At 59.8% G+C, this 26,984-nt stretch carries 24 protein-coding genes; 3 read left to right on the top strand and 21 right to left on the bottom strand.

The features are described 5' to 3' along the window. Window positions 1-57: 57 nt before the first annotated feature. From DD236_RS09830 to rpsP, 8 genes are all read right to left on the bottom strand, one after another. Window positions 58-372 carry a DUF2469 domain-containing protein gene (locus DD236_RS09830; protein ID WP_109094223.1) on the bottom strand — a complete coding sequence of 105 codons (315 nt, stop codon included), beginning with the start codon at window positions 370-372 and terminating at the stop codon, window positions 58-60. Beyond that, window positions 365-1,060, bottom strand: coding sequence for a ribonuclease HII (locus DD236_RS09825; protein WP_109094222.1), 696 nt, complete (start codon window positions 1,058-1,060; stop codon window positions 365-367). The genes DD236_RS09830 and DD236_RS09825 overlap by 8 nt, the downstream gene beginning before the upstream one ends. Next, window positions 1,050-1,868 carry a signal peptidase I gene (lepB, locus tag DD236_RS09820; RefSeq protein WP_109094221.1) on the bottom strand — a complete coding sequence of 273 codons (819 nt, stop codon included), beginning with the start codon at window positions 1,866-1,868 and terminating at the stop codon, window positions 1,050-1,052. The genes DD236_RS09825 and lepB overlap by 11 nt, the downstream gene beginning before the upstream one ends. A 149-nt stretch (window positions 1,869-2,017) precedes the next feature. Beyond that, window positions 2,018-2,362, bottom strand: a complete 345-nt coding sequence (gene rplS, locus DD236_RS09815) for a 50S ribosomal protein L19 (protein WP_109094220.1) — start codon at window positions 2,360-2,362, stop codon at window positions 2,018-2,020. 134 nt (window positions 2,363-2,496) lie between these two features. After that, window positions 2,497-3,882 carry a tRNA (guanosine(37)-N1)-methyltransferase TrmD gene (gene trmD / locus DD236_RS09810; protein WP_109094219.1) on the bottom strand — a complete coding sequence of 462 codons (1,386 nt, stop codon included), beginning with the start codon at window positions 3,880-3,882 and terminating at the stop codon, window positions 2,497-2,499. Further along, the gene (gene rimM, locus DD236_RS09805; protein WP_109094218.1) at window positions 3,872-4,402 is read right to left on the bottom strand and encodes a ribosome maturation factor RimM; all 531 of its coding nucleotides are present in this window, start codon (window positions 4,400-4,402) and stop codon (window positions 3,872-3,874) included. Before rimM ends, trmD begins: the two co-directional genes overlap by 11 nt. A 76-nt stretch (window positions 4,403-4,478) precedes the next feature. Next, window positions 4,479-4,718, bottom strand: coding sequence for an RNA-binding protein (locus tag DD236_RS09800; RefSeq protein ID WP_109094217.1), 240 nt, complete (start codon window positions 4,716-4,718; stop codon window positions 4,479-4,481). Next, window positions 4,718-5,146 carry a 30S ribosomal protein S16 gene (rpsP, locus tag DD236_RS09795; RefSeq protein ID WP_109094216.1) on the bottom strand — a complete coding sequence of 143 codons (429 nt, stop codon included), beginning with the start codon at window positions 5,144-5,146 and terminating at the stop codon, window positions 4,718-4,720. The genes DD236_RS09800 and rpsP overlap by 1 nt, the downstream gene beginning before the upstream one ends. Window positions 5,147-5,436: 290 nt before the next feature. Here rpsP and DD236_RS09790 point away from each other — a divergent pair, with 290 nt between their 5' ends. After that, complete coding sequence (locus DD236_RS09790; RefSeq protein ID WP_109094348.1) at window positions 5,437-6,369, top strand: cation diffusion facilitator family transporter; 933 nt, start codon at window positions 5,437-5,439, stop codon at window positions 6,367-6,369. Here the strand turns inward: DD236_RS09790 and ffh are convergent. The 5 genes from ffh to ftsY all read right to left on the bottom strand — a co-directional run bounded on the left by ffh (window position 6,366) and on the right by ftsY (window position 12,670). Continuing rightward, complete coding sequence (gene ffh, locus DD236_RS09785; protein ID WP_109094215.1) at window positions 6,366-7,937, bottom strand: signal recognition particle protein; 1,572 nt, start codon at window positions 7,935-7,937, stop codon at window positions 6,366-6,368. The genes DD236_RS09790 and ffh overlap by 4 nt on opposite strands. A 53-nt stretch (window positions 7,938-7,990) precedes the next feature. Then, window positions 7,991-9,754 (bottom strand): [protein-PII] uridylyltransferase family protein, encoded by a 1,764-nt coding sequence (locus tag DD236_RS09780; RefSeq protein WP_165819890.1) that lies wholly within the window; start codon window positions 9,752-9,754, stop codon window positions 7,991-7,993. A 1-nt stretch (window position 9,755) separates the two neighbouring features. After that, window positions 9,756-10,094, bottom strand: coding sequence for a P-II family nitrogen regulator (locus DD236_RS09775; protein WP_109094213.1), 339 nt, complete (start codon window positions 10,092-10,094; stop codon window positions 9,756-9,758). Between the two features lie 2 nt (window positions 10,095-10,096). After that, on the bottom strand, window positions 10,097-11,401 hold the full coding sequence (locus DD236_RS09770) for an ammonium transporter (protein ID WP_109094212.1): 1,305 nt from the start codon (window positions 11,399-11,401) through the stop codon (window positions 10,097-10,099). Between the two features lie 102 nt (window positions 11,402-11,503). After that, window positions 11,504-12,670, bottom strand: coding sequence for a signal recognition particle-docking protein FtsY (ftsY, locus tag DD236_RS09765; protein WP_109094211.1), 1,167 nt, complete (start codon window positions 12,668-12,670; stop codon window positions 11,504-11,506). Between the two features lie 97 nt (window positions 12,671-12,767). On the opposite strand from ftsY, the gene tdh reads away from it, so the two are divergent. Both tdh and DD236_RS09755 read left to right on the top strand, forming a co-directional pair. After that, window positions 12,768-13,844 (top strand): L-threonine 3-dehydrogenase, encoded by a 1,077-nt coding sequence (gene tdh, locus DD236_RS09760; RefSeq protein ID WP_243410232.1) that lies wholly within the window; start codon window positions 12,768-12,770, stop codon window positions 13,842-13,844. Beyond that, window positions 13,844-15,043, top strand: a complete 1,200-nt coding sequence (locus tag DD236_RS09755; protein ID WP_109094209.1) for a glycine C-acetyltransferase — start codon at window positions 13,844-13,846, stop codon at window positions 15,041-15,043. The genes tdh and DD236_RS09755 overlap by 1 nt, the downstream gene beginning before the upstream one ends. On the opposite strand, the gene DD236_RS09750 is transcribed toward DD236_RS09755, so the two are convergent. The 8 genes from DD236_RS09750 to ileS all read right to left on the bottom strand — a co-directional run bounded on the left by DD236_RS09750 (window position 15,040) and on the right by ileS (window position 26,898). Continuing rightward, a complete protein-coding gene (locus DD236_RS09750; protein ID WP_109094208.1) occupies window positions 15,040-15,405 on the bottom strand; it encodes a hypothetical protein in 366 nt (121 codons plus the stop codon). The genes DD236_RS09755 and DD236_RS09750 overlap by 4 nt on opposite strands. Window positions 15,406-15,583: 178 nt before the next feature. After that, a complete protein-coding gene (gene smc, locus DD236_RS09745) occupies window positions 15,584-19,141 on the bottom strand; it encodes a chromosome segregation protein SMC (protein WP_109094207.1) in 3,558 nt (1,185 codons plus the stop codon). A gap of 67 nt (window positions 19,142-19,208) precedes the next feature. After that, window positions 19,209-19,901: an HPr family phosphocarrier protein gene (locus DD236_RS09740; RefSeq protein WP_109094206.1), complete on the bottom strand. Its 693-nt coding sequence runs from the start codon at window positions 19,899-19,901 to the stop codon at window positions 19,209-19,211. Continuing rightward, window positions 19,898-20,527 carry a dihydroxyacetone kinase subunit DhaL gene (gene dhaL / locus DD236_RS09735; RefSeq protein ID WP_109094205.1) on the bottom strand — a complete coding sequence of 210 codons (630 nt, stop codon included), beginning with the start codon at window positions 20,525-20,527 and terminating at the stop codon, window positions 19,898-19,900. The genes DD236_RS09740 and dhaL overlap by 4 nt, the downstream gene beginning before the upstream one ends. 2 nt (window positions 20,528-20,529) lie before the next feature. After that, window positions 20,530-21,525, bottom strand: a complete 996-nt coding sequence (gene dhaK / locus DD236_RS09730; protein WP_109094204.1) for a dihydroxyacetone kinase subunit DhaK — start codon at window positions 21,523-21,525, stop codon at window positions 20,530-20,532. A 36-nt stretch (window positions 21,526-21,561) separates the two neighbouring features. Then, window positions 21,562-21,978 (bottom strand): nucleoside-diphosphate kinase, encoded by a 417-nt coding sequence (ndk, locus tag DD236_RS09725; protein ID WP_109094203.1) that lies wholly within the window; start codon window positions 21,976-21,978, stop codon window positions 21,562-21,564. A 124-nt stretch (window positions 21,979-22,102) separates the two neighbouring features. Continuing rightward, window positions 22,103-23,650, bottom strand: a complete 1,548-nt coding sequence (locus tag DD236_RS09720) for a bifunctional folylpolyglutamate synthase/dihydrofolate synthase (RefSeq protein ID WP_109094202.1) — start codon at window positions 23,648-23,650, stop codon at window positions 22,103-22,105. Window positions 23,651-23,655: 5 nt separating this feature from the next. Beyond that, window positions 23,656-26,898, bottom strand: coding sequence for an isoleucine--tRNA ligase (gene ileS / locus DD236_RS09715; protein ID WP_109094201.1), 3,243 nt, complete (start codon window positions 26,896-26,898; stop codon window positions 23,656-23,658). Window positions 26,899-26,984 lie beyond the last annotated feature (86 nt).

Below are 26,984 nucleotides of genomic sequence, written 5' to 3'. Positions count from 1 at the left end.
GTCGCCTCCCCTGTGGAGAAAGACCACACGAAGGCTCACTGGGGAAACGCCGGGAACCTAATCCGTGATATCAAGCTCCCGGGTGATGTCCTGTTTGTTGAGCTCCTCAACGTTCACGTCTTTGAACGTCACAACCCGTACTGAGCGAACGAACCGGCTGGAGCGGTAGATATCCCATACCCACGCATCCGTTAAGTTCACTTCGAAGAATACGTCTCCACCCCCGGAGGCGCGGACTTTCACGTCCACGTCATTAGCAAGGTAGAAACGCCGCTCCGTCTCCACAACAAACCGGAAGATCTTGATTACATCCCGATACTCGCGGTACAGGGCAAGTTCGGAATCGGATTCGAAACTCTCGATGTCACTCACTGCTTTTGCCTCCCACTCCCGGTAGTTTCCACGATTGTCTGTGCAGCTGGCACGGGCCAAGCTGGCTGAGCGCCTCGATATGGGTCGGGGACGAATACCCTTTGTTCTTAGCCCAATCGTAACGCGGGTAGCCTTGGGACAGATCGCTCATGAGATGGTCGCGTTCCACCTTTGCCGCCACGGAAGCCGCGGCAACAACGGCGCAGTTCGCATCGCCCTTCACCTGAGTATGTACAGGTAGATTCGGTAGCTCCCCCGGATCCCAGAGGCTTGCAGCAGACCACCAGTCATGCGTGCCATCAAGCAGTATCGCGTCCGGAGCGTGGCCGCGTTCGGCGAGCTGCCGATAAGCCGCCCCCGCCGCCGCGCGCAACGCCCCGATAATCCCTAGGCGATCAACGATTTCGGGTCCCGCGTGCCCAACGGCCAAATCAACGGGCCACTGCCTGCACTGCTCTACAATCCGCTCTCGCGCTCCAGCGGAAAGCATCTTGGAATCACGTAGTCCCGCCGGAAATTCGTCTGGGGTTGTCCCATCCACTACAGCGATCCCCACGCTGACGGGACCGGCGAGCGCCCCGCGCCCTACCTCGTCCACTCCGCCCAGCCGCGCCTCTGGTCCAACGCCAGATTTAAGCTTGGCCAGCATGGCTAGTTCGAGTTCGCGTGTGGGTACCTTAATCACCATTAGACGGAACTGACTCAAATGATTCTGTGTGCCCCGTCCCGCCTATCCGGGAGAACGGGTAGAAGATGGACCAAACCCTGCCCTCCACGTTGTCCACGGGCACGAACCCATTGCCTTCCACCAGTTCGTGGTAGCGGGAATCCTGTGAATTCGAGCGATTATCCCCCATCACCCACAGCTCTCCATCGGGAACGGTCACGCTAAACTCTTGAAGTGAGGGCTCCATCCCGGGGGCTAGGTAGTCCTCTTGGATGGGCTCACCATTGACGGTAAGCAGACCCTGGTCGGTACAGCACGCCACTTCATCGCCACCAATCCCGATAACGCGCTTAACTAAGTGATGCCCGCTATCCTGCGGGAGCAGGCCAACTGCCTGAAGCACATCAGAGGTCAGTCTCTGGAAGCCACCGCGGGTATCGGGCTGTTCATCCAGCCACCCCCCGGGGTCAACAAACACAACGATGTCCCCGCGATGGATATCCTCCGCGTCACGCGCTAGGCGATTCACGGCGATCCGATCGTTTTCCTGAAGGGTCTGCTCCATCGAACCCGAGGGCACGTAATACGCCTGCATGAGGAAGGCTTTGATCAGCACGGAAAGTAGTAGGGCGGCGGCGATCACGCCAACGAATTCGAGGACACTGCGTAGCAATGAGGATTTGTTCTCCTCGGCCCCGCTTTCCTCGTCTTCAGCATTAGCCTCGGTCTCCTCCGGTGGCCTGCGAACGGGATCCTTTGGTGAGGGCCGGCTAATATCTGCTTCGTTCAACGGGTCTGGAGGAAATGAGGGAGGTAACTCATCTGCCATTACGTGCCCCTTTCCTGCTGCCACTCAGATGCTACCCAATTTAGTTCGGGCTTCGCGCGCGCCACGGCGTGAGGAGATGAGTCTCTCCTCATACCCCCTAAACACGTGTGGGGCCCCATCGGGACCCCACACGAGAAAAACGCTGCCTACTAGGAGCGGCGCTCCTTGATCTTCGCGGCCTTACCGTGGCGATCACGCAGGTAGTAAAGCTTCGCGCGGCGAACGATGCCACGAGAAACAACTTCGATCGATTCAATCGTCGGCGAGTGGAGCGGGAATGTACGTTCAACGCCTACACCGAAGGACATCTTGCGAACAATGAAAGTCTCACGAACGCCTGCGCCGGAACGGGCAAGCACAACACCAGTGAAAGCCTGAGCGCGGGTCCGGTTGCCTTCAACAACCTTCACGTTCACGCGTACAGTATCGCCGGGACGGAATTCTGGGATATCGCTGCGCAGGGACGCTGCATCAACAAAATCGAGAGTCTGCATCTTTCTTCACTTTCCGCTCGTGCACGCAGGTCACAAGCGATCTCGGAGCACACGAGGTGCTGGCGATTAAAGCTCACCGATGCGCGACCCCCTGCGGCAGGTCCAGCGCACTGTAATGGCGAGAAGCCTATTAATTATGGCATACGCAATCCTCGAGCAAAAACAATATCGTGGTTGTCTTGCTCACCTACCATGAATCGGCGCTCGCCTACTTCCTCAAAACCGAGCTTGCGGTAGGCGTGGCGTGCCCGCCGGTTTGCCGCGTTGGTTCCTAGGAAAACACCCGGATTGTCCCATTGATCGCATGCTTGGGCCAGCTCGGCAATCGCGTAATCCCAGAGCATCTGGGCACCGCCGGTTCCGCGCCAGTCCCGATCAATGTAGAACTTGGAGAGTTCCGTCAACGGGCCACGGCGTTCGGCGCCATCGATGAGGGCATCAACGGGAGCCCCCTCATCGAGCCCCGCAACACCATCCGCTTCAGGCACAATCGCCAAGGTATAGCCAATCAGGCCCTCCTGCCCGGCATCGAGCACACACACCTGACAGTGTTCGTCGGCTAGATAGCCCCGGAATGATTCGAGCGAGAGATTCTTCCCGATAAAACTCTCCACGGATTCTCTTCGCAGATAGGCTGGCGCCGCATCCGGGAAGGTTCGGGCCGCTAAGTCAGTCAGTCCACACAAATCCTTGTGCTCCGCCACTCGCGCATGAACCTTCACCGGATGCTCCGCCCCGCGAGGGGTGAGGTAGCCGAGCCGCGAAAGTGTTGCACGATCCTTCTTATCAAGCCCTTCTGCATCAATCACCGGGATCATATCGGGCCGCCGCGTGGCGGTCTTTTCGAGGGCTCGGTCCTTCCGCCATCTGGCGGCTGCTCCGTGATCTCCGGAGAGCAGAACCTCGGGGATATGCGCGTCCCGCCACGAGACGGGCCGGGTATAGACGGGATATTCGAGAAGCCCGGCCGCACCGTGGGATTCCTCTACAAGGGATTCTGGATTGCCCACCATCCCCGGCAGAAGCCGCCCCACGGCCTCTACGAGTGCCACCGCAGCCACCTCGCCACCGTTAAGCACGTAGTCACCAAGTGAATACTCGATCACCCGGACGCCCTTGGCCCCATAATGTTCGGCCACCCGTGCGTCGATTCCCTCGTAGCGCCCGCAGGCCACGATCACATGCTCGGCCTCGCGCGCGATCCGTTCGCATGTGCGTTGAGTGAGTGGGTAGCCAGATGGGGTTGGTATCGCGAGTACGGTTGGGCCGACGACGACGTTTTCGCCGCCATCTGGCTCCATGACCGCATCAATTGCCTTGCCCCATACATCTGGGCGCATCACCATTCCCGCTCCGCCACCGGCCGGGGTATCGTCCACGGTTCTGTGTGGATCGTCCGTCCAATCCCGCAGATCGTGGCAGCCGATCGAAAGGATCCCGCGCTCCTGCGCTTTCCCGATCAGCGAGAGATCTAGGACGCGGAAGAACTCAGGAAATACGGAGATGATGTCAAATCTCATCAATGTCCATCTCTTCCTCGCTAAACAGGCCGGCCGGCGCATCAACCACCACGCACTCATCGTCCAGATCAACCTCGGTCACGATGTCTTTGACGAACGGAACGCGGGTGATGATTCCATCCGGTTCACGAACTACAAGGAGATCTTGAGCTGGCATCGGCTCCAGACCAATTACCTCGCCGAGCGTGTAACCGTCAGGGTCTAGTACCTCTAATCCCTTCAGTTCGTGGGCGTACCAAGCATTATCCTCGCTACCATCTTCCTCGTCTGTTTCGATGACCAGCTTGGTACCGGCTAAGGCCTCAGCCCCGCTTCGATCGTGACACTCCTCGAAGATGACATGGAGGCTGCCCTTGTGGGTACGTGTGCGCTCAACGGTCAAGGGGCCAAATTCTGGAGGCTCCGTCTCCAGCATGGAGCCAACGGCTAGGCGCTTGTCTGGCGAATCTGTCCGGACGTCTAAGCGGACTTCTCCCTTGAGCCCGTGGGGCGCCCCGATAATCGCAACGGTTAGTTGCACCTAGTTCTCCTGTCGAAAGTGTGCTTGTAAAAAACCGGCCCGCAACCAAAGGCTGGGGCCGGTTCTTTTCGCGAAGTTAGCGTTGATCGGTTTCGATCACGTCAACGCGCACAGAGCCCTTACCGGACAGTGCGCCAATAACGGATCGAAGCGCCTTCGCTGTGCGCCCATTGCGTCCAATGACGCGCCCGAGATCTTCGGGATTCACCCGAACCTCGAGGAGCTCACCACGGCGGGTATTACGTGACCGCACCGTAACATCGTCAGGGGAATCAACGATTCCACGAACGAGGTGCTCCAGGGCTTCAGCAAGCATCAGGCTTCCTCTCCGGCTTCTTCTTCGGCGGACTCTGCTTCGGCGGCCTTCGCGGCCGAAGCAGCAGCACGCTGCTTCTCAGCATCGTTCTGTACGGAATCAACAGCGGACTTACGCGCTGCCTCAACATCTACGGTGTCCTTGACCTTGAGACGGCCTTCAGCCCCGGGCAAGCCCTTGAACTTCTGCCAGTCGCCGGTAATCTTAAGCTGCTGCTTGACAGTATCCGAGGGCTGAGCACCAACAGAAAGCCAGTACTGCGCACGCTCGGAATCAATCTTAATAAGCGAAGGATTCTCGGTAGGCTGGTAAACGCCGATCTCCTCGATCACAGCACCGTCACGGCGCTTACGGGAATCGACAACAACAACACGGTAGAAGGGTGCACGGATCTTACCCATGCGCTTCAAACGAATCTTGACTGCCACTTTTGTGGTCACTCCTGGTTCTATCTTGGGGTGAACTCGCCATCAGGACGGGGGACCATCCGATGAAGAATTCGACAAGGGCGCACCGAAGTTGAGAGGGACTCCGCTTTGCCCAAGTACAACGCATCATTCTGCCAGAATCTGCGCCCCCACGGCAATTGCTTCCACGAAGCATCACGGTGTCCTCTCCCACAGAACTGATTCGGGCCTCCGAACATCGTGTCATCGGCTTCATTCGCCATGGCACGCTTGGATCCCCTAATCCGATGCACCACAATGTCTAGGTGGCAATTTCCGATCAGCATCAGCACCCCCGATCCCTCGTCCGGTTCGCTTGGCTCTCCATAGCGGCAGCAATTATCACGCTTTCTCTGAAGACTGGTGCCTACCTTCTCACAGGCTCCGTTGGCCTACTCTCCGATGCCGCGGAATCGGTGGTGAATGTTGTTGCCGCCCTCGTGGCGCTGCTAGCCCTGATCCAGGCGGAAAAGCCCGCCGATTCACGCTTCACCTATGGGCGGTCTAAGGCAGAGTACTTCTCGGCAGCTGTTGAGGGCGCAATGATATTTGCCGCGGCTCTCTTCATCATCGGTAGTGCCATACACCGCATCGTCAACCCGCAACCCATCGAGAACGTGGGCACGGGCCTCCTCATCTCGGTGGCTGCGTCCGTTCTGAACGGCGCCGTGGGGTTGATTCTGATTCGGGCGGGAAAGAAGTACTCCTCTCCCACCTTGAACGCAGACGGCCGTCATCTCATGACCGATGTTGCCACCAGCGCTGGCGTTCTGGTAGGAATCGGGCTTGTTGGCATCACACAGTGGGACGTTCTGGACCCGATTGTCGCGCTGGTTGTAGGTGTGAACATCACGGTGACGGGCATCCGGCTCATCAGTCAGTCACTCCAGGGCCTGATGGACGTCACGCTGCCCGCCGAACACAACGAAGCCATCATCAAGGTACTACAGAGCTTTTCCAACGATGACGTCACCTTCCACGGGCTACAGACCCGCGTTTCCGGCCGGGAGTCATATGCCAATGTAGACCTGCTGATCCCCGGAGAATGGAGCGTTCGCCGGGGCCACGATCTGGCGGAAACCGTCAAGACGGAGATGAAGCGCGCCGTTCCAGATCTTGGCGTCCTCATCCACGTGGAACCGATCGAAGATCCCAGCTCGTACGAGGATATCCCAGACGGGTTCGTACCAATCCCGGGGTTCTAGCGCAGGAACCGCTGCAGCTCTTCCATGCTGGCAGGGTCAAGCGACTGCTGCTGCTTGGCGCCGCCGCCAAATGCACTGCCCTGATTATCCTGCGTCTTGAGATTCTCTTGGGCTGCTTCCTCTGCCGCCTGGCGAGCGCGCTTCGCGGGATTGCCCGAGCGGCCCTTTTTGTTGCCCGAGCTCTTCTTCTTCGCTCGCTTGGCCTTACGCGATCCGCCTGCCCCAGCACCGGGCATTCCTGGCATTCCCGGCATACCGGGCATTCCCCCGCCGCGGGAGGCCTGCACCATGAACTTCTTGGCCTGCATGAAACGGTCGATGAATGAGTTGATCTCCTGAACGGTGGTACCCGAACCGTTCGCAATGCGCAGGCGGCGCGATCCGTTGAGGATTTTCGGATCGTCCCGTTCGGCGGGAGTCATGGAATTAACGATCGCTTCGATCCGATCCACTGAGCTCTCATCAAAAGCATCGAGCGCATCGCGGTACTGGCCCATGCCCGGCATCATTCCCATGAGCTTCTTCATTGAGCCCATGCGCTTGAGCTGGTGCAGCTGCTCAATGAAATCGGTGAGCGTGAAGTCTCCACCGGCCATCTTTGTGGCCAGCTCGGCCTGCTGCTGTTCGTCCCAGGTTCGTTCGGCCTGCTCAATGAGCGTGAGAATATCGCCCATATCGAGGATGCGAGAGGCCATGCGATCCGCATGGAACCGCTCGAAATCTTCGAGCTTCTCGCCATTGGAGGCAAACAGGATCGGCTTGCCAGTGACACCACGAACCGAAAGCGCAGCACCGCCGCGGGTATCGCCGTCCAGTTTCGAGATCACCACGCCGGTGAATCCCACGCCCTCTTGGAAGGCGTTCGCCGTGGCTACAGCGTCCTGCCCGATCATGGCGTCTACCACGAACAGGGTCTCGTTGGGGTGCACAGCATCGCGAATATCGATCGCCTGCTGCATCATCTCCTGATCAACGCCCAGCCGGCCCGCAGTGTCCACAACCACCACGTCGTATCCGTTGGTCTTACCAAACTCCACGCCGGTCCTGGCAACCTCCACCGGATCGCCCACGCCATTGCCCGGTTCGGGCGCCCAGACGTCCACATCGGCGCGCGTGCCCACAACCTCCAACTGCTGAACCGCGTTCGGGCGCTGGAGATCGGAGGCAACTAGTAAGACTTTGTGCTCGCGTTCTCGCAGCCACAGGCCAAGCTTTCCGGCCAGCGTGGTTTTACCAGCTCCCTGGAGGCCCGCGAGCATAATGACGGTTGGCGGGGTTTGCGCCATGTTGAGATCACGGGTTTGCCCGCCCAAGATCTCCACCAGTTCATCATTGACGATCCGGACAACCTGCTGACCAGGATTCAGCGCCTGAGAGGCGAGCGCTCCCGTTGCATTCTCGCGGACCGCGGACGTGAACGAACGCACCACGGGCAGCGCCACGTCCGCGTCCAAGAGGGCGCGGCGAATCTCGCTAATTGTTTGCTCAACGTCCGAGGCGGTGAGGCGCCCCTTGGAGCGCAAGTTCTTAAACGAGCCGGTAATGCGGTCGGAAAGCGTATCGAACACTGGCCTACCTTCGAGTTGCGGATTGCGGACAATAGACTGCCCACCATCCTACGCTAGGCGGACTGGTCCGGCCTATGCACGAGGCTGCTGTACGCCTCACTTACCAATGAGGTAACCAGGCTGGCCTTCCACGGCCCCCATGCCTCCGGCTTGCACGAGGAGGCGTCCGCCCCAGTCAACAGGTGCAGGCACACGAGCAGTTCCGGATCTGCGTCGACGGCGTTCGAGAGTATCTCCCACGTTGCTGGATCGTAGGGATCCTCGGACGTGGCGAGATCCCCCAGTAGGAGGTGGTGGCGCGTAAGCGTCTCCACCTCGCGTACTACCTCACGTGAGTATCCCATCGGCGCGAGTATCTCCGATACCATCTCCGCCCCGCGTTCAGCGTGATTCGGGAACCCAGGGCGCTTGCCAATATCGTGAAAGAAGGCGGACAGGAGTAGTGCCGAACGGCGCCCCGCCGTTAACGTTCCAAGCCCCTGCCCTTCAACGCTCACCATGCCAGGCACAAGAGACGCTACTTCAAACTGGTGCCGATCCACGGTATGACGGTGGATGACCGATCGCTGGGGCAGGTTTCGGATCTCCGCCCATCGCGGAACCATCTCCGTCAAAAGCCCCGCGGTATCGAGAGCCTCCCACACAGAGATCTGGTTTCTCCCAGATCCAAGAACTCGCTCGAACTGCTCGCGATTCCAATCCTCGTGAGCCGCACGCCCGGCCCCGGCGCGCTGCATGTGGACGAGCGTGCCCAATCGAATCGGTAAGTCGCGCTGCGCGGCCTCCCCCACCAGTGCCCACAAAACAGCGGGATCATCGGGGCCGGCCTGCCCAGTCAGCACCAGTTCTCCCGCAAGTTCGCCCACCCCGGCTGCAACTTCCTTCAACCGCGGAGGAACGGCACGGCCGCGCACGAACCGCGGCCCACGCCACCGCCCGGTCGGAGCCAGCCGGCCCGAGGCCCTCCGCTTTACGTCCGAATACGCCGCGCGGATAGTGCGCGCAGCCTCGGATACAGCTGCCAAGAGCTCATCCGCCGGATCAGCGCCGCCGCTCCCCAAAAAACCCAGCATCTGGGCAACATCGTCTTGGTATGCCAAACGAAGCACGTTCTGGTGGCGCCCGGTGGAAATCGCGAGCGCGTCACGAACGTCCAAGAGAAACTCGTAGGAATCCTCGTAGTTGATAGAGGGGCGTTCGGCCAGCCAAGAGGCCACGACGGCCTTGATGAGGAGCGCATCGCGCATACCTCCGGCTGCTTCCTTGAGGTCCCCCTCAATCAGGTACGCAAGCCGCCCAAAAGTCGCGCGCCGCCCCCGCTGCTCCGCAACGATGTCATCGAAACGCAGCCGCGCTCCGGCCCGCCAATCGGCCAGAACGGTAGACGCCGCTTCTTGCACAATCTCACCGTCACCCGCGATAACTCGCAGGTCAAGCAGGGCCATGGACGCCGAAAGGTCCGCCTTGGCCACTCCCCGGCAGTCCTTGATGGATCGCACCGAGTGATCAAGCTCTAGATTGGCATCCCAAATCGGATACCACAGGTCATTTGAGAGTCCCGTGATACCGCCGGAAAGCTCGGGGTGGGCGCCGTCGTCGTGAATAAGAACTAAATCCAAATCGGACTGGGGCCCGGTATCCCGGCGCCCCAGAGAACCAACCGCGGCAAGTCCGATCCCTGAAACCTGGCCATGAACGCCCTGATTATCTAGAGCTTGGTCCCACAAAACTTGGACGGCGGCGTCGATGTCTTGGCTCCAACGCTCTCGTGAGGCACGCCCAACAGTTGCTGGCCGTGCCTCACGAAGAGTTTTCAAGTTAGAGCGCATCCTCGCCCGAGTCACCGGTTCGTACCCGGATCACCTCTTCCACGGGAGTGATCCAGATCTTGCCGTCTCCGATCCGGCCGGAGCGCGCCGCCCCGGCTAGGGTCAGTGCCAGTTCAGAGGCCTGATCGTCCGCACACACGAGCTCGATCTTGACCTTGGGCAGAAGATCCACGGTGTATTCGGCGCCACGGTAAACCTCGGTGTGGCCGCGCTGGCGTCCATATCCGTTCACCTGAGAAACCGTCATTCCCTTAACGCCCTCGGCCATGACGGCCTTCTTAACCTCGTCGAGGCGGTGGGGCTGAATAATTGCGGTAACAAGCTTCATGTTCAGATCTCCTTCGAGTATGCGCCAACTAGCTGATCGTATGCGGATTCACCGTGTTCTGCTGAATCGATCCCGCGTTCCTCATCCTCTTCACTGACGCGCCATCCCATCGTTGCCTTGATGGCAAATCCGATGATGGCGGTAACCACTCCAGAGTAAATGATAGCCACCAACGCGATCGCGATTTGGACAACCAACTGCTTGATACCGCCGCCGTAGAACAGGCCGGTATCGGTTGCGAACAGGCCAACCAGAACAGTTCCGATGAGTCCACCAACAAGGTGCACTCCCACCACGTCTAATGAATCGTCGTAGCCGAACTTCGTCTTGAGAGACACGGCCAGCGAGCACACGGCTCCGGCGATGGCACCCAGCATGATCGCACCGAATGGGCTCACGGATCCAGCAGCCGGCGTGATGGCTACGAGCCCCGCTACAACTCCGGAGGCCGCACCAAGCGCGGTCATGTGACCGAATCGGATCTTCTCCGTGAGGATCCATCCGAGGATAGCGGCGGCGGTAGCGGAGGTGGTGTTCACCCACGCTAGGCCGGCAGCGCCGTCAGCAGTGAATGCTGACCCCGCGTTAAATCCGAACCATCCGAACCAGAGCAGGGCAGCACCCAGCATGACGAACGGGATGTTGTGCGGGCGGAAGGCCCCTTCTCCGAAGCCCTTCCGTTTGCCGATGATGAGCGCCAGAGCTAGGGCCGCTACACCGGCGTTGATGTGTACAACGGTACCGCCAGCGAAGTCGATCGGCGCAACGGTGGCCGCCCCATCCGTAGTGCCAAAGAGCATCGCCGCCAAGCCGTTCTCCGAATCGGAGAGGAATCCGCCACCCCAAACCATGTGTGCCATTGGGAAGTAGGCCAGCGTGGCCCACAGTCCGGCAAACACGAGCCAGGAGGAGAACTTGGAGCGGTCCGCAATGGCGCCGGAAATCAGCGCCACAGTGATGATCGCGAAGGTGGCTTGGAATGCCACGCCCACAATCGCGGGTACGCCAAGATCATCTAGGAGGAACTCACCTCCATCGCCATAAATGAGGCCGGAAAGGTTAAAACCGTCAAAGGGGTTGGCGAAGATCCCGCCAACCGAGCTCTCCCCGTAGCTCATTGAGTATCCCCACAGCGGATAGATCACGCCGATGACGGCCATTGTGCCGATGGACATCATCATCATGTTGAGAACGGACTTCGTTCGGCTCATTCCCCCGTAGAAGAATGCGAGTGCAGGCGTCATAAGCAGCACGAGGGATGCCGAGGTTAGCATCCACGCGGTCGCGCCCGTGTCCAGGGCTTCCATGGTGGCCTCCTTGCGTCCGGCACGTTCGGCCGGCTCCGTGCCACCAAGATTTCCCTAACGCCGTTTCACTGTGGAGGCGTGTTCGTTTCGGGTATGTAACAGTTAGGCGCCCAGAAGGGCATCCACGAAACCTTCCGGATCGAAAGGCGCGAGATCATCCGCGCCCTCGCCCAGTCCCACGAACTTCACTGGGACACCCAGTTCGCGTTGCACCGCAATGACAATGCCGCCCTTTGCGGTACCGTCCAGCTTGGTCAGGACGATCCCTGTAATTCCTGTAACTTCCGCGAAAACTTTCGCCTGCTGAAGGCCGTTTTGGCCCGTTGTGGCGTCCAACACAAGGAGAACTTCACCTACGGGGGTGGTCCGCTCCATGACGCGCTTGATCTTCCCCAGTTCGTCCATAAGGCCAGCTTTGTTCTGGAGGCGCCCGGCGGTATCGACGACGACGACATCACTACCCTTATCACTCGCCGTCTTCACCGCTTCGAAGGCCACCGAGGCGGGGTCAGCGCCCTCGCGATCAGAGCGCACCACCTCCACTCCCACACGTTCGCCCCACGTGGCCAGCTGGTCTGCTGCGGCCGCGCGGAACGTATCTGCCGCTCCCAGAATCACTGTTTTCTCTTCGGCAACCAGAAGGCGGGCGAGCTTGCCCACCGTTGTGGTCTTACCCGTGCCATTAACACCAACCATCAAGATGGCGGCAGGTTGGCTCTTTCCTTCCTCATCCGCCACGGGATCCGTGGCCAGAGACCTGTCCATCGAGGGATCCACCAGGCCGAGGAGCTGTTCGCGGAGGATCTCACGCACACGCTCGGCATCACGGGTTCCCTCCACCTTCGTCTGAGTCTTGAGTGCATCCATGATCTGGCTTGTGGGGTCCAGTCCCACGTCCGCCATGAGGAGCGTATCTTCGATTTCTTCCCAGTCCTCCGGGGAAAGGTCCCCGCGCGAGACAATGCTAAGAATCGATTGGCCAAGGCCGCCCGATCGTGCAAGGCGGGCGCGCAGGCGTTGCATGCGCGAAGGCACCGATTCCGGTAGCTCGATCGCTGGAACGGTAAGTTCGGGCGCTTCTTCGGCTTCTGGGGCTTGCGGAGCTTCGGGCGCTGGTTCTGCGGGCGATTCTTCACCTACTGGCAGCGTGGGAGGCTCCGGGGCCGCTTCCAGCTCCTCGCGGCGGCGATTCTTCACCACGAAAAGTGCCACTACCCCGATGAGTAGAAGCGCGGCTATGACGATGAGGACGATGTTCTGAGTTTCCACGGTCCCAGTCTTGCGCAATCAGTCAGCCATTTTCTACACCCCAATATCCCCCACATGTGAACTAAAACACTTAGGGTAGTGAGTATCGCATTCAAAGATGAATCTGAAAGGTGGCGCTATGCGCGCTTTGGTCAAGCCTCACAAGGGCCCCGGGCTGGAACTTCGCGATGTCCCGGAACCTCACACGGGACGTTCGGAGGTGAAGATACGGGTATTACGAACCGGCCTGTGTGGAACCGATCTCCACATCGAATCGTGGGACGATTTCGCGCAAGCCCACGTGTCCCCCGGCCAAATCATCGGCCACGAGTTCTACGGCGAGATCGTCGAGGTTGGCGCCTCCGTACCCGAGGGTGAAGGCATTGATGAACTTCACGTGGGCCAACGCGTATCTGTGGAAGGACACGTGGTGTGCCGGCGCTGTTCGAACTGCCGGCGCGGGCGTCACCACATGTGCCTTCGCACGAAGTCCGTGGGCGTTGATCGCGATGGTGCCTTTGCCGATTACGTAGTGGTTCCGGCTCGTAACGTGTGGGTACAGCCCGATGAAATCGATCCGGATCTGGGCGCCCTCTTCGATCCGTTCGGGAACGCCGTACACACGGCTTTCCAGTATCCACTGGCCACGGAAGACGTATTGATTTCGGGCGCGGGGCCGATCGGCACGATGGCCGCCGCGATTGCCCAACAGATCGGCGGCCGCCAAATTGTTCTCACGGATATCAATCCGGCGCGGCTCGAACTTGCCAGCGGGATCGGGGTCACCACAGTCAACGTTGCTGAGGAGGATCTTCGCGGCGTAATGGCGGCCTTGGGTATCCGCGAGGGGTTTGACGTGGGCCTAGAGATGTCTGGCAGCCCGGCGGCCATGGCTCAGATGATCGAGCTGTGCAATTTCGGCGCGAACATCGCGATGCTTGGGCTTCCCTCGGGGCCATACTCCATCGATTGGAACACCGTCATCACGCGGATGCTTACCCTGCAGGGCGTGTATGGCCGAATGATGTTTGATACCTGGTTCAAAGCCACGAACCTCCTCACGAGTTTCCCCGGCCTGCGCGAGCAGGTCCGTTCCCTTATTACCCATAGGTTGCCCGCACAGCAGTGGCAGGAAGCATTCGATATAGCCCGCTCCGGGAGTAGCGGCAAAGTGATTATGGATTGGAGTGTGTGATGTTTAATATCGCTGAAGAAATTGCAGCAGATCTGGATCAGATTCGCGCCGGGGGCCTCTATAAAGCGGAGCGTCCGATTACTTCTCCTCAATCCGCACACATCGCCACGGACTTGGGTGAATGCCTGAACTTCTGCGCGAATAACTACCTTGGTCTTGCTGACCATCCCGATATTATTTCTGCGGCCAAGACTGGGCTAGACGAATTTGGCTACGGCACGGCATCAGTGCGCTTCATCTGCGGGACCCAGATGATTCACCGAGAGCTGGAATCCGCGATTGCCTCCTTTGTGGGCATGGAGGACTCAATTCTGTTCTCCTCGTGTTTCGATGCGAACGGTGGGGTTTTCGAGGTGCTCCTTGGAGCAGAGGACGCCGTGGTATCAGACGCGCTTAACCACGCCTCGATCATTGATGGCATCCGGCTGTGCAAGGCACGGCGCTTCCGCTACCAGAACTCAGACATGGATGATCTGCGGGCCAAACTGGAAGAGGCACAGGCAGGCGGTGCGCGGCGGATCCTCATCGCCACAGACGGCGTGTTCTCAATGGATGGATATTTTGCCAAGCTGCCCGAAATCTGCGATCTCGCGGATGAATATGGCGCCCTCGTGTTGGTTGATGATTCTCACGCAACAGGAGTTGTGGGAGAGCATGGCGCGGGAACCCCCTCTATGTTCGGGGTGGCGGACCGCGTGGATATTCTGACCGGGACGTTGGGTAAGGCCCTCGGCGGCGCCTCGGGCGGGTATGTGGCCGGGCCACACCTAGTCATCGAGCTACTCAAGCAGCGGGCACGCCCCTACCTATTCTCGAATGCCGTTGCACCCAGCGTTGTTGCCGGGTCCTTGCAAGCGTTGGAACTTGCGCGAAACGGCGATCACCTGCGCCGGCGAATTGACCGGAACGCACGTCTCTTCCGCTCGCTCATGGAGGAAGCAGATTTCACCCTTCTTCCCGGGAATCATCCGATTGTCGCGGTGATGTTCCCCGGCAACGACGGTGCGCGCCAAGCAAGCGATATCGCTTCGGCCATGCTCAATCGTGGTGTCTACGTGACTGGCTTTTCCTACCCCGTAGTGCCTTTGGGGCAGGCCCGAATTCGAGTCCAACTTTCGGCTGCGCACAGTGAGGATGACGTCCGTGAGTGTGTGCAGGCGTTCATCGCCTGCCGTGCAGAGGTTAACGAGACGAGTTAGGCTTCCTCGGGAGTGGCTGAGCTGGCCGCGCTGCGGCGGAACTTTCCCGCCGCCGAAACCGCGGAAGCCGTGATGTTCTCGGCTGCTCCGCGCTCGAATGACACAACCTCGTTCCACACCTGCCCAATCTCATCTGGACTGTAGGTGCCGCCAGCATCTACCGGGAAGTCTGCAAGATCTCCGAGCCGGCCATCAATCATGTGGACGTCAAAATGGTCATTCACGTCAAGCTCATCGGCCTGCCATGCCGCCACCGAATCGGAGACCCAACCCGTCATATTTCGTGAACGGAGGAAGAGCAGGCAAAGGTAAGAAACGATAACCGCGAGAACAACCAGCATAATCAAGATTGCGACAACCACGTGTTCTATTATTCACTAATCTCGCCCTCGGCGGAAGGGACTACACGGATGTAGCAATGAGATTGCTACCACGCTTTTTAGGCGCGAACACGCCAATATAACGAAAATGTATCATCCAGTTTCAGCACAATAACACTGCGCTCTGGAGTGCCCTCGTGGGACGTGGTCTTAGCGACACCTACGAACCGGTTGCCTCGGTCAGTTCGGAAAGCCTCTGCGAGATCACGGAAGACACTCCCGAATCCTGCATCGAAATGCCGTACAGTGTATCCGCGATTTCCATCGTCCGCTTCTGGTGCGTAATCACAAGCAATTGAGAGTTTTGCTGAAGTTCGCGAAACACATCAAGAAGCCGCGAAAGGTTCGTATCATCGAGGGCCGCCTCCACCTCGTCCATCACATAGAAAGGTGATGGGCGCGCCATAAAGATAGCGACGAGGAAGGCGATTGCGGTGAGCGAACGCTCCCCTCCCGATAGCAGAGAGAGCCGCTTGACGCGCTTACCCGGTGGGCGGGCCTCGATCTCTATGCCGGTTGTCAGTGGGTTATCGGGGTCTGTAAGCACCAGACGGCCCTCTCCCCCCGGGAAAAGCCGTGCGAACACTTCGATGAACGTTGCCGAAACATCGGCCAGTGCCTGCGTGAGAATTTCGTGCACGTGGCGATCTACATCCTTGACGATACTAAGCAGGTCCTCACGGGACTTCTTCAAGTCGGCAAGCTGATCGCTGAGGTAGCGCTGGCGCTCCTCCAGCGCGGCATGCTCTTCGAGCGCCAGCGGATTGATCTTCCCCAACCGCGCGATCGCTCGCTCAGCCTTTCCAAGGCGCTGCTCCTGCTCGGCACGGACGTATGGAACCTCTCCATCGGGCATAGGTACCGGGAGCTGTGGGCCATATTCGTCAACTAGCACCTGAGCATCAATTCCTAGCTCCTGAGAAGCCCGCGCCGCGAGCTGCTCGTATCGCAGACGGTACTCCGCTTGCATGAGCTCGCTTTGATGGCCAGAATCTGCAAGTTTTGCCGCCTCCTGCTGCAAGGCATCCAGTTCACGCCGATTGTCCGCCAATTGGTTTTCAATGCCTTCTTGGTCCCCTAATCGTAGGGCGCGTTCGCTCACTACCGATTCGCGCAGTGACTGCACCGCAGCTAGCGCGCGGGCACAGTTACCGGCCACCTGCTCTGCAACATGAGATGCTTCCTCACGCCGGAACGCAGCACGCTTAGCCCGCGCAATCCGATCCTCAGCGGCTTCGGCCTGCCGCATGAGGGCCTCAGACTTGCCAGTAACGGCGCGCAAGCGCTCCTCGCTGGTTCGTAGGGTAAGCCGTGCCTCCGTCTCTCGCTGACGCTCGGAACGCGTGGCCTCGTGGGCTCCTCCCATACCCTCTTGAAGTTCGGCCAGTTGCAACGTGGCTTCATCGGCAGATTCGGGTTGATCGTGTTCCTGCATTCGGGAAAGCTCCACGCGCCGGTCACTCAGTTCCGCCTCGATAGCCGCTGTGCGATCAGCGTTACGCTGCGATTCGGCCTTCGCGTTCTCCTCAAGCTGCTGGGCGTAGCGCAGCTGGGATTTCTGCTCGTTGTATGCTGCCACGGTCTCCTGTTGTTGGGCCTCGAACGCCTCTACGCGTGTGGTTAGCGAGGCTACTTCGGCCTTCACTCCTTCGAGCGCTTCACGCACAGTGTTAAGGTTCTGGGCGGCCTCAGCCACGGCGTCCCGCGCTGCCTCGTAGGCGCTCTTCCGCGCCAGAACCGATGGCGATTCCCCGCCTGCCGAAACGTGGTGGGCCGTCATCACGTCTCCAACGGCGGTAACCGCACGCGGGGCACCCGATCTCACCAACTCGTAAGCCGTCTCAGCATCCGCTGCAAGGACTGTCCCGGCAATCCAACCAGCGAGCGCCGCTCGAACTTCCTCGGGTGCCTCGATCGCGTCTATCGCTCTGATGGCCTTGGTTGCCGGCAACCTAAGTGTCTTGATCGCGCGGGTGGCGCTATCTGCTGCAGCCTCTGCGGATTCATCCGCATGGGCATTCCCGAGTACCGTCATCACAACGTGGCCCTGATTCGCCTCCCGCAACTGCGCCAGAATCTCCATCGCCCGATCGAGGTCCGGGAGGATCAAGCCTCCAGCAGCACCCAACAGCGCAACGTCTAGCGCCGATTCCCAGCCGGACCGTGCCCCAAGTGATTGTGCTAGAAGCTTGGCATCATGCCCATGTTCCATAACCCATGCGGTGGCGTCCTCCGGTTCAAGGGACATGAACAGTACATCTACCCTTGAGGATAAGCTGGCCAGCTCCTCGCGTGCCGCCTGTTCCTCGCCGCGGAGCTCACGCAAGCGCTCTCGCGATTCGGTGAGCTGACTCATGGCCTCGTCATACTCTGGCGAACGCTCATCCGATTCGAGGAGAGCCAACCCCTCCGCGATCTCCGTCGCCTTCTCTGCGGCAGCCGCTGCACGATCGTGAGCACTCTGAGAGGAAACGGATACGCGCTCATGTTCAGCCGTCAGTGCCTCGATTCGCGCCTGAGTGGTGGAGATCTTGCCCTGATGCCGTACAGCCCTCTCCCTACTCTGGGCTATCTCCTTATTCAGCCGGGAGATCTCCTGCTCTAGCTCCCGCTCTTTGCTCTCCAGCTGTTCGCGCAACGCCACATGTATCTCAAGGTCCGCGGCGGCTTCGCGAACCGAGCTATTGAGCTGTTCTTCTTCAGTGCGCGCACGTTCCGCGCGTTCGCGAATCTCACTTGGCTGCTCGCCCCGATAGTCCGGGCTGGCTGCCTGCGCGAGCGACCTTTGCCGCTCACGCGCTAAATCTCCGAGCGACCTATAGCGTTCTTCGAGGGATCCCAGCTTCTCCGCCTGCTGGCCCAGATAGGCCGTTGCCGGGCGTGACTGCGATGCAAGGTGTTCTAACTGGCTGAGCTCAGAGCGTGCCTCCTCCAGCTTCTGGGAGTTCTCCGCCCGCGCGGCCGCAATCTTTTGATCGTTGACCGAATGGGAGGCAAGCCGAGCCTGCTGTTGCGCCAGGTCATCGGCAAGAATTCTGGCCTTGGCATCGCGCAGTTCAGCCTGAATTACGCCGGCTTTGCGGGCCGCATCTGCTTGCCGGGCGAGCGGGCCCATCTGCCGACGCAACTCAACCGTGAGGTCCTCTATTCGAGTAAGAGATCCCTGCATTGAATCAAGCTTACGTAGCGCCTTTTCTTTTCGCTTGCGGTGTTTGAGGAGCCCGGCCGCCTCTTCCACGAAGCCCCGCCGGTCCTCCGCTGAGGAAGTCAGAACCTCGTCGAGCTTTCCCTGCCCGATGATCACGTGCATCTCCTTGCCCATACCGGTATCGGAGAGCAACTCTTGGATATCGAGGAGACGGCACGCTGTCCCGTTGATCGCATATTCCGATCCACCTGATCGGAAGAGGGTGCGCGAGATAGTGACCTCGCGGTAATCGATTGGTAGGGCACCATCCGAGTTGTCAATGCTCAGCGACACTTCGGCGCGCCCCAGTGCGGGTTTTTGGGAGGTGCCGGCGAAGATGACGTCCGCCATCGCTCCCCCGCGCATGTTCTTGGCGCCCTGTTCACCCATTACCCAGGCAAGCGCATCAACAACATTGGATTTGCCCGAACCGTTGGGGCCAACAACACAATTAATCCCCGGTTCGAAACGCATGGTTGTTGACGAGGCAAAGGACTTGAAGCCCCGAAGCGTCAAAGATTTAAGGTACATGCACGGATCCTCACGAAAGGGAGGAACCCGCCGCGAGGGCCGGGTTCCTCCCTTCTGTGAATGGTTATTACGAGAGCCCGCCGGCTATGGCTGCAGCAATCCTCTTGACTGATTCCTCGGATCCACGGTCCGGGCTAGAGACAATGACGCGCTCACCCTTCTGAACCCCGAGGAGCAAGATCTCCATCATGGAATCGCCAGCCACGTTGTTGATGAAGATCCTTACCGGCTCTTCCATCACCAACTGTGCGAGAACTGCGGCCGGACGGGCGTGAAGTCCCGCATCGTCCACTACCATGACCTGAGTCTGAAAACCGTCCGATGTCTTTTCCTCGGTGTGTTCCTTCTCCGGGAGCTTGTAATCACGCCAGTAAGCCAACGCGGAAGCGATTGCACGCACTACCTGAGCGAGGCGCGCACCTCCCTGCGCGGCCGCAGTTCCAGAAACCGATCCTTCGAGGAAGGGACCGGGACCCATCACGCGGCGTGGCGTCCCATCGGAGGCATTGATGCCAGCCTCAACCGCCATTTCGGCTGCCATACGGGCCGAACCAAGATCCGCCATGATGATGACCCGTTCACAGTTGATCTCTACGGTATCGCACGCATCGAGAACCTGAGCAACATCGGTTCCAAAGCCCCCGTCAGAGTTTCCTCCAACGGGAACTATCTGCACATCCGGTGCCATCTCCGCGGCCAGCTTAGCGACGGCTTCGGCCGCCTCCTTTGAATGAGAAACTAATACGAATCCGATTGTCATGCTTTATCAGCCGCCTTCAATGCTGCGTCGAGTAGATAGGATGATGAGACCGCTCCGGGATCAAGATGACCCGCGGACCGCTCCCCTAAATATGAAGCTCGCCCTTTGGTTGCTACCATATCGAGCGTGTTCTGAGCTCCGTTGGCCGCGGCACTTGCCGCCGCCTGAAGAACGCCCACGCAATCGGCACCCGATTGGGCTGCCTCCTGCGCGGCGCGTGAGGCCGGTGCCCATGCATCGACCATCGTCTTTTCGCCCTCGGTTGCCCGCCCACGAGCTTGAATACCAGCGCTCGCAGCCTCAATCATCGCGGCAACGTCGCCAGCCTCCATCGCGGGCTTCGCCGCCGAGGATAATCTCAGATAGGCCGTTCCGAGGAGCGGACCTGCTGCCCCTCCAACTTTAGACATGAGGGTCATGGCAATCGTGCGGAAGGTCTGGGCTGGATCTTCCTGCGGAGTCTGACTCAGCGCCTCAGATACTGCCGTGAATCCACGGTCAAGGTTCTCACCATGATCAGCATCCCCGATTGCTCGGTCGAGTGCCGTGAGTTCCTCTCGGTGGGTTTGAGCGGCCCTGGTGGCCAGCTCCGTCCACCGTAGAACCCACTCTTGATTCAGAGCCATTCTCAGCATCCCTTTCGCCATGCCGGCGTGTGAACTGGCGCGTCCCAGAGTGCCAGCACGTTCTCGTCCGCTTTGGCGATCGTGATGGACACGCCTTCCATGTCCAAACTAGTCACGTAATTGCCAACGAGGTTACGAGCAATAACGATTCCCGCATCGTCCAAACGCTGCGCTACGCGCCGGAACACGATATCGAGTTGGTATCCGGGAGTTGCACCCATGCCGTTAACTAGCAAGATAACGGCATCACCCGCGTCCAGAGGCTTATCCGCGAGGATGGCGTCCATGAGCTGATCAGTCAGCTCATCGGCGCTCGCCATATCAACGCGTGACCGCCCTGGCTCGCCGTGAATCCCAACTCCCAGCTCAACCTCTTGGTCCGACAGCTCGAAGCCCGGTTCACCCACGTGAGGCAACGTGCACCCTCGCAGGGCGAGCCCCATCGAACGTACCGACTCAGCCATGGCGTTAGCCGCCGCCTCTACCTCGTCGAGAGAGCCACCGGATGCGGCAACTGCGCCAGCAACCTTCTCCACGAGAAGCGTTCCCGCAACCCCGCGCCGTCCAGCGGTAAACGTGGAATCCTCAACCGCAACGTCATCGGCAACGAGCACGCTGCGTACCTCGTGTCCGCTCGCTTCTGCAAGTTCGGCAGCCATCTCGAAGTTGAGGACGTCTCCGGTGTAGTTTTTCACGATGCACACCACACCGGCACCGTTGTCAGCACCTTCGATTGCAGCAAGAACCGCGTCCGGCGTGGGAGAGGTAAACATCGGACCAGGCACGGCAGCATCAAGCATTCCGTCCCCAACGAATCCCGCGTGAAGCGGTTCGTGGCCCGAACCTCCACCCGAAACCACTGCGACTCCCTGGCGGGGCGCCGCACGTCCCACCCAGTTGGGATCCTTGTACAGAGATACAAGATCGGAGTTTGCACGTGCAAATCCCTCTAGTACTTCTACAACAACGTCTTGAGGATTATTAATTAATGCCTTCACTGGTGTGCCTCCCTGCAATCGCCAGTGGCTTGCCTATCAGGCAAACCAAAGAGCAATTTCTCTTTCTGCGTTTTCGGGACTGTCGGACGCGTGAACGATGTTCTCGACATTCCCATCTCCCCAATCGCGGGCAAGATCGCCACGGATTGTTCCCGGAGCCGCACTGGTTGGATCGGTGGCTCCGGCGAGGTTGCGAACGCCCTTTACGATCTGCGCACCGTTGAAGACGGCGGCCACGATCGGCCCGGACGTCATGTAGGACACGATGTCAGGATAGAAGGGCTTATCAACCAACTCGTTGTAATGCTCGGCTAGAAGGTCCGATGTGGCGTTCTTCCAAGCGATGTTTTCTAGGGTGTACCCCTTGGCTTCGATGCGGCGCAGAACCTCTCCAACGAGGTTACGACGAACACCATCTGGCTTGACCAAAATCAAAATGCGTTCTGTACTCATGGGATTTATTGTCTCACCTCACAGTACGATTTATGGGCCGTTTGTCTGCCCTTGATCAATTCAGTGATGCCACACGCATCGCCACAATCATATGCGCTGCGTCACGAAACTAACAGCAGGAGTTCTACGCCCCGTCGGGAGCTGGCTTGCCCATGAGCGTTCGCGCCTCGGCAACAAGCTGAATGGAGCCGGTAACAATAACGGCGGGAGAGACCATCGGCTCGGAATCATCGGATTCGGCGATACCCGCGGCCTCATCGATCGCCGAAAGGAGATCGTCCACCCGATGTACACGGTCAGGCCCAAACACTCGACGAGCAATCTCCTCGAGTTCCTCGCTCGGCATAGCACGGTCAGACGGCATACCCGTCACCACAACCTCTTCAAGGACGGGTTCCATCTCTCCGAGATAACTCTCTACGTCCTTATCAGCCATCATGGCGATAACACCTACTCGGCGCCCCGGGTAGTACTCATCAAGAGCGCGTGCCGTCGCTGCGGCCCCATGGGGGTTATGAGCGGCATCCACTACCACCGTGGGCGATGAGCGGACCACTTCCAAACGCCCGGGTGAGGACACTGACATGAGTGCGTGTTCCACCACGAGGCCATCAAGCGCTTGTCCCCCGAAGAAGGACTCGACTGCGGTGATGGCCAGCACCGCGTTATCCGCTTGGTAATCGCCTCGCAGTGCCAGAGGAATGTCCTCGTACCGCGCAGCCGGGGTCTGGACCGAAATAAGCTGGCCGCCAACGGCGGTCTCACGCGAGATCACGTGCATACTAGGCCCAGCCATTACTAGCTGAGCCCCTACTTCGGCGGCACGATCAATCGCCATCTGCCCAACCGTCTCCGTCTGCTCAGCGCACACGAATACGCTGCCGGCCTTGACGATGCCCAGCTTCTCGTGCGCGATGTCCTCAATGGCGGATCCGAGCCAACGCTCGTGGTCCATCGCCACGGGAGCGAGTACCGCAACATCCGCATCAATGACGTTGGTGGCGTCCCACAGGCCGCCCATCCCAACTTCCACCACGGCCACATCGATAGGCGCCGCAGCGAACGCGGTGTATGCCATAACAGTGAACACCTCAAAGAAGCTCATCCGAGGCCCACCGCTGGCAACCGATGCCGCATCCACCATCTCGATGAAGGGTGAGACATCCTCCCACGCCTGAACGAACGCGTCGCGTGAAATGGCTATTCCGTCGATGCAGATCCGCTCGCGCACCGTTGTCAGGTGTGGGGACGTGAAACGTCCGGTTCGCAAACCTCGCTCGCGCAGCAACGCCTCGATCATCCGGGCGGAAGACGTCTTCCCATTGGTCCCCGTAATATGGATCGCCCGGAAGGAATCCTGCGGGTTGCCCATAAGGTCCAGGCAATCCCGTACGCGGTCCAAAGACGGCTGCACCTTGTGCTCGGGCGCCCTAGTGAGAATCGATCGGTAAATCCGATCCACTTCCATGTCCGCCGAGAGGTCGTCAGCCATCTCTTGGGTGGGATCGGGACCGTCCTCCTGCGCGATCTCATCCACGATGGAGGGATCAGGACCAGCGATCAAGCCGGAGGACACAACTGCCTTGATGGCGGCATCGAACTCCGCATCTTCGTGCTCCTCGGCACTTGCGGCGCTTGGCGTACTGGTCTGATCATCCATAGCGTTACCCATTGGACTTAGCGCTCCACCTTTTCTACGTGAACCTGAATATCGCTGGCCCCGCCGGCCACCGAGGCCGCGAGGGCAAGAGTTTCGGAGCTGATGAACTCCAGATGGCTCTGAACCGCCGCAACTCGATCGTCTGGGACGGTCAGTGTCAAGGCGATACGATCTGCCACGTGCAGTCCGGCGCGCTTGCGCTCATCCTGCACCGCACGAACGACGTCGCGGGCATACCCTTCGGCTTCTAGCTCCGCATCGATCTCCGTATCGAGTGCGATGAAGGCGCCCGAAGGCAGCATCGAGGCCACGCTTCCCTCTTCGGACACAACCTGACTGGTGAGGGTGTACTGGCCCTCGCCCAAAACCACGCCGTCGCCCACATTGAGCCGTACCCCGCCGTCAACTTCCTCCCAGTCGCCTTGCTTGGCGGCTTTGAATAACGCGGAGGTCAGTTTACGCATGGCCGGATCCAGCTCACGCGGCAAGACTGCGAGCTCATGATTCACCTTCATGCCCGAAGACTCAACGTCCTTGAGCGCCACGGACTTCACGTTCACCTCACCCGCAATGAGGCCGGTGTAGTCACTCAGATCCTGATCGGTCACAACCGTCAGCGTGCGAAGCGGCTGGCGCACACGCAGCTTATGCGTTTTCCGCAGCGAATGCGCGGCGGAAACAATGGAGCGGACCTCATCCATCTGCGCCAACAGTGCATCGTCGGCCACTGATTCGGGGAGCTCCGGCCAATCCGTCAGGTGCACCGAGCGTCCACCGGTCAGCCCACGCCAGATCTCCTCGGAGAGCAGCGGAAGTAGCGGAGCAGAAACCTCGCTAAGCACCTTGAGCGCGGTGTAAAGAGTATCGAACGCCTGAGTATCCTCGCTCCAGAAGCGATCGCGCGAGGTGCGCACGTACCAGTTCGTCAGGATGTCGAGGTACTCGCGCACGCCAGCGGTTGCCTCCGGAATGTCATAGGCGTCCAGCAGCTCGCGCACGGAATCGGACAGACGCTTCGTATGTGCCAGCAGGTAGCGGTCCTGAACGTCCAGTCCAGCCACATCCGCCGCGTCTACTTCCTTGGCCACATAACCATCACCATCGTTGCAGGCTCCTGCGTACAGCGTGAAGAAGTAGTAGGCGTTCCACAGAGGAAGGATGATCTGGCGAACGGTATCGCGGATCGCATCCTCGGTCACGATCAGGTTTCCGCCGCGAACCACCGGCGAGCTCATCAGGAACCAGCGCATGGCGTCCGAACCGTATTCGTCAAACACGCGCAGCGGATCGGGATAGTTGCGCAGGGACTTGCTCATCTTCCGCCCGTCATCCCCCAGAACGATGCCGTGGGAAACGCAGTTGAGGAAGGACGGCTTATCGAAGATCGCTGTGGCCAGCACGTGGAGGTTGTAGAACCATCCGCGAGTCTGCCCGATGTACTCAACGATGAAATCGCCCGGGTAATGATCTTCGAACCAGTCCTGGTTCTCGAACGGGTAGTGCACCTGCGCGTAGGGCATGGATCCGGAATCGAACCACGTGTCCAACACGTCCGGCACGCGCCGCATCGTGGACTTGCCTGTGGGATCATCCGGGTTCGGCCGAACGAGCTCGTCAATGTAGGGCCGGTGGAAGTCCACTTCGCCGTCGTCGTTACGCGGAACGCGCCCGAAGTCTCCCTCAATCTCCGCAAGGGAACCGTAAACGTCCACACGAGGATACTCTGGGTTATCGGACTTCCATACGGGGATAGGGGAACCCCAGAACCTCGTACGGGAGATGGACCAATCGCGAGCGCCAGCGAGCCAGTTACCGAAGATGCCGTCCTTGATATGTTCGGGCACCCAGGTGATCTGCTGGTTGAGTTCAACCATGCGGTCGCGGAACTCGGTCACGGCCACGAACCAGGAGCTCACGGCCTTGTAGATGAGGGGCTCGCGGCAGCGCCAGCAGTGGGGATAGGAGTGGGTGTAGGAGGCCTGCTTGACCAAAACCGCACGCTCGGCCCCGTCCCGGCCTGCCAGATTCCCGGTCCCGTCGCGCAGATCGGCAATCACGAGGCGGTTCGCGTCAAACACCTGCTCGCCGGCATAGTCCGGCACCTCGGAGGTGAACTTGCCGCTATCGTCTACTGGCACAACGGGGCGGATGCCGAGGGCGCGGCATGCGTTCATGTCATCTTCACCGAAGGCTGGTGCGATGTGGACAAGGCCGGTGCCGTCCTCAGTGGTGACGAAATCGCCGGGGATGATGGTCCATGCGTTTGGGCCGGGAGCCTCACCTTCGGCGCGGCGCTCGGGCGTATCGAAGTAGTCAAAGATCGGGGCGTAGCGCCGCCCGACCAGCTCGGAGCCCTTGAAGCGCGCGAGCACCTCGGGTTCCTCGCCAAGCTCCTTCGCGTAGGACGGCAGAAGCGCCTCGGCCAGAACGACACTTTCGCCCGCGAGCACACCCTCGGACGGGCGGACCGTCACGTAATCGATATCCGGGCCCACCGCGATGGCAAGGTTTGAGGGCAGCGTCCACGGTGTGGTGGTCCAGATCAGCGCCAGCTCACCGGTCTCAAGGCGCAGGCCCACCGTGACCGTCTGATCGGTGCGATCCTGATAGATGTCATCATCCATCTTGAGCTCATGGTTGGCCAGCGGGGTTTCATCGTTCCAGCAGTATGGCAGAACCCGGAAGCCGTCATAGATCAGCCCCTTGTCATACATCTGTTTGAACGCCCAGATCACCGATTCCATGAACTCGGCGTCCATGGTCTTGTAATCGTTCTCGAAATCCACCCAGCGCGCCTGCCGCGTCACGTAATGCTGCCACTCGGTTGCGTACTTCATGACGCCCCCGCGGGCCGCTTCGTTGAACGCGCGGATGCCGATACCGTTCGGTCCCTCGATCTCCGATTTATCGGTGATCCCAAGGGTCTTTTCCGCTTCTAGTTCGGCGGGCAGGCCGTGCGTATCCCAGCCAAAGCGGCGCTCCACGTGCTTGCCGCGCATCGTCTGGTAGCGCCCCACCACGTCCTTGACGTAGCCGGTCAACAGGTGGCCGTAGTGCGGCAGGCCGTTGGCAAATGGCGGGCCGTCATAGAAAACGAACTCGTTGGAGCCGTTGGGGCCGGCGGGACGGTTATCAATCGATGCTTGGAAGGTGCCGTCCTTTTCCCAATACGCCAGCACCTCCTCTTCCATCTGCGGGAATGAAGGTGACGCGCTCACATCGCCATCGCGGTGGAGCGGGTAGTGGGCTTGCTCGGCCATGTCTCTCCTCGTCGTGTTCTGCCACACGAGGACGATCCGGCTTCTCGCCAGGCCGCGGTACCACCTCGCTTGCCGCTGCCGCGGCC

It is taken from the genome of Ancrocorticia populi, from assembly GCF_003123745.1.
Lineage (GTDB): Bacteria > Actinomycetota > Actinomycetes > Actinomycetales > Actinomycetaceae > Ancrocorticia > Ancrocorticia populi.
This window is presented reverse-complemented; position numbering and strand designations above follow the sequence as displayed.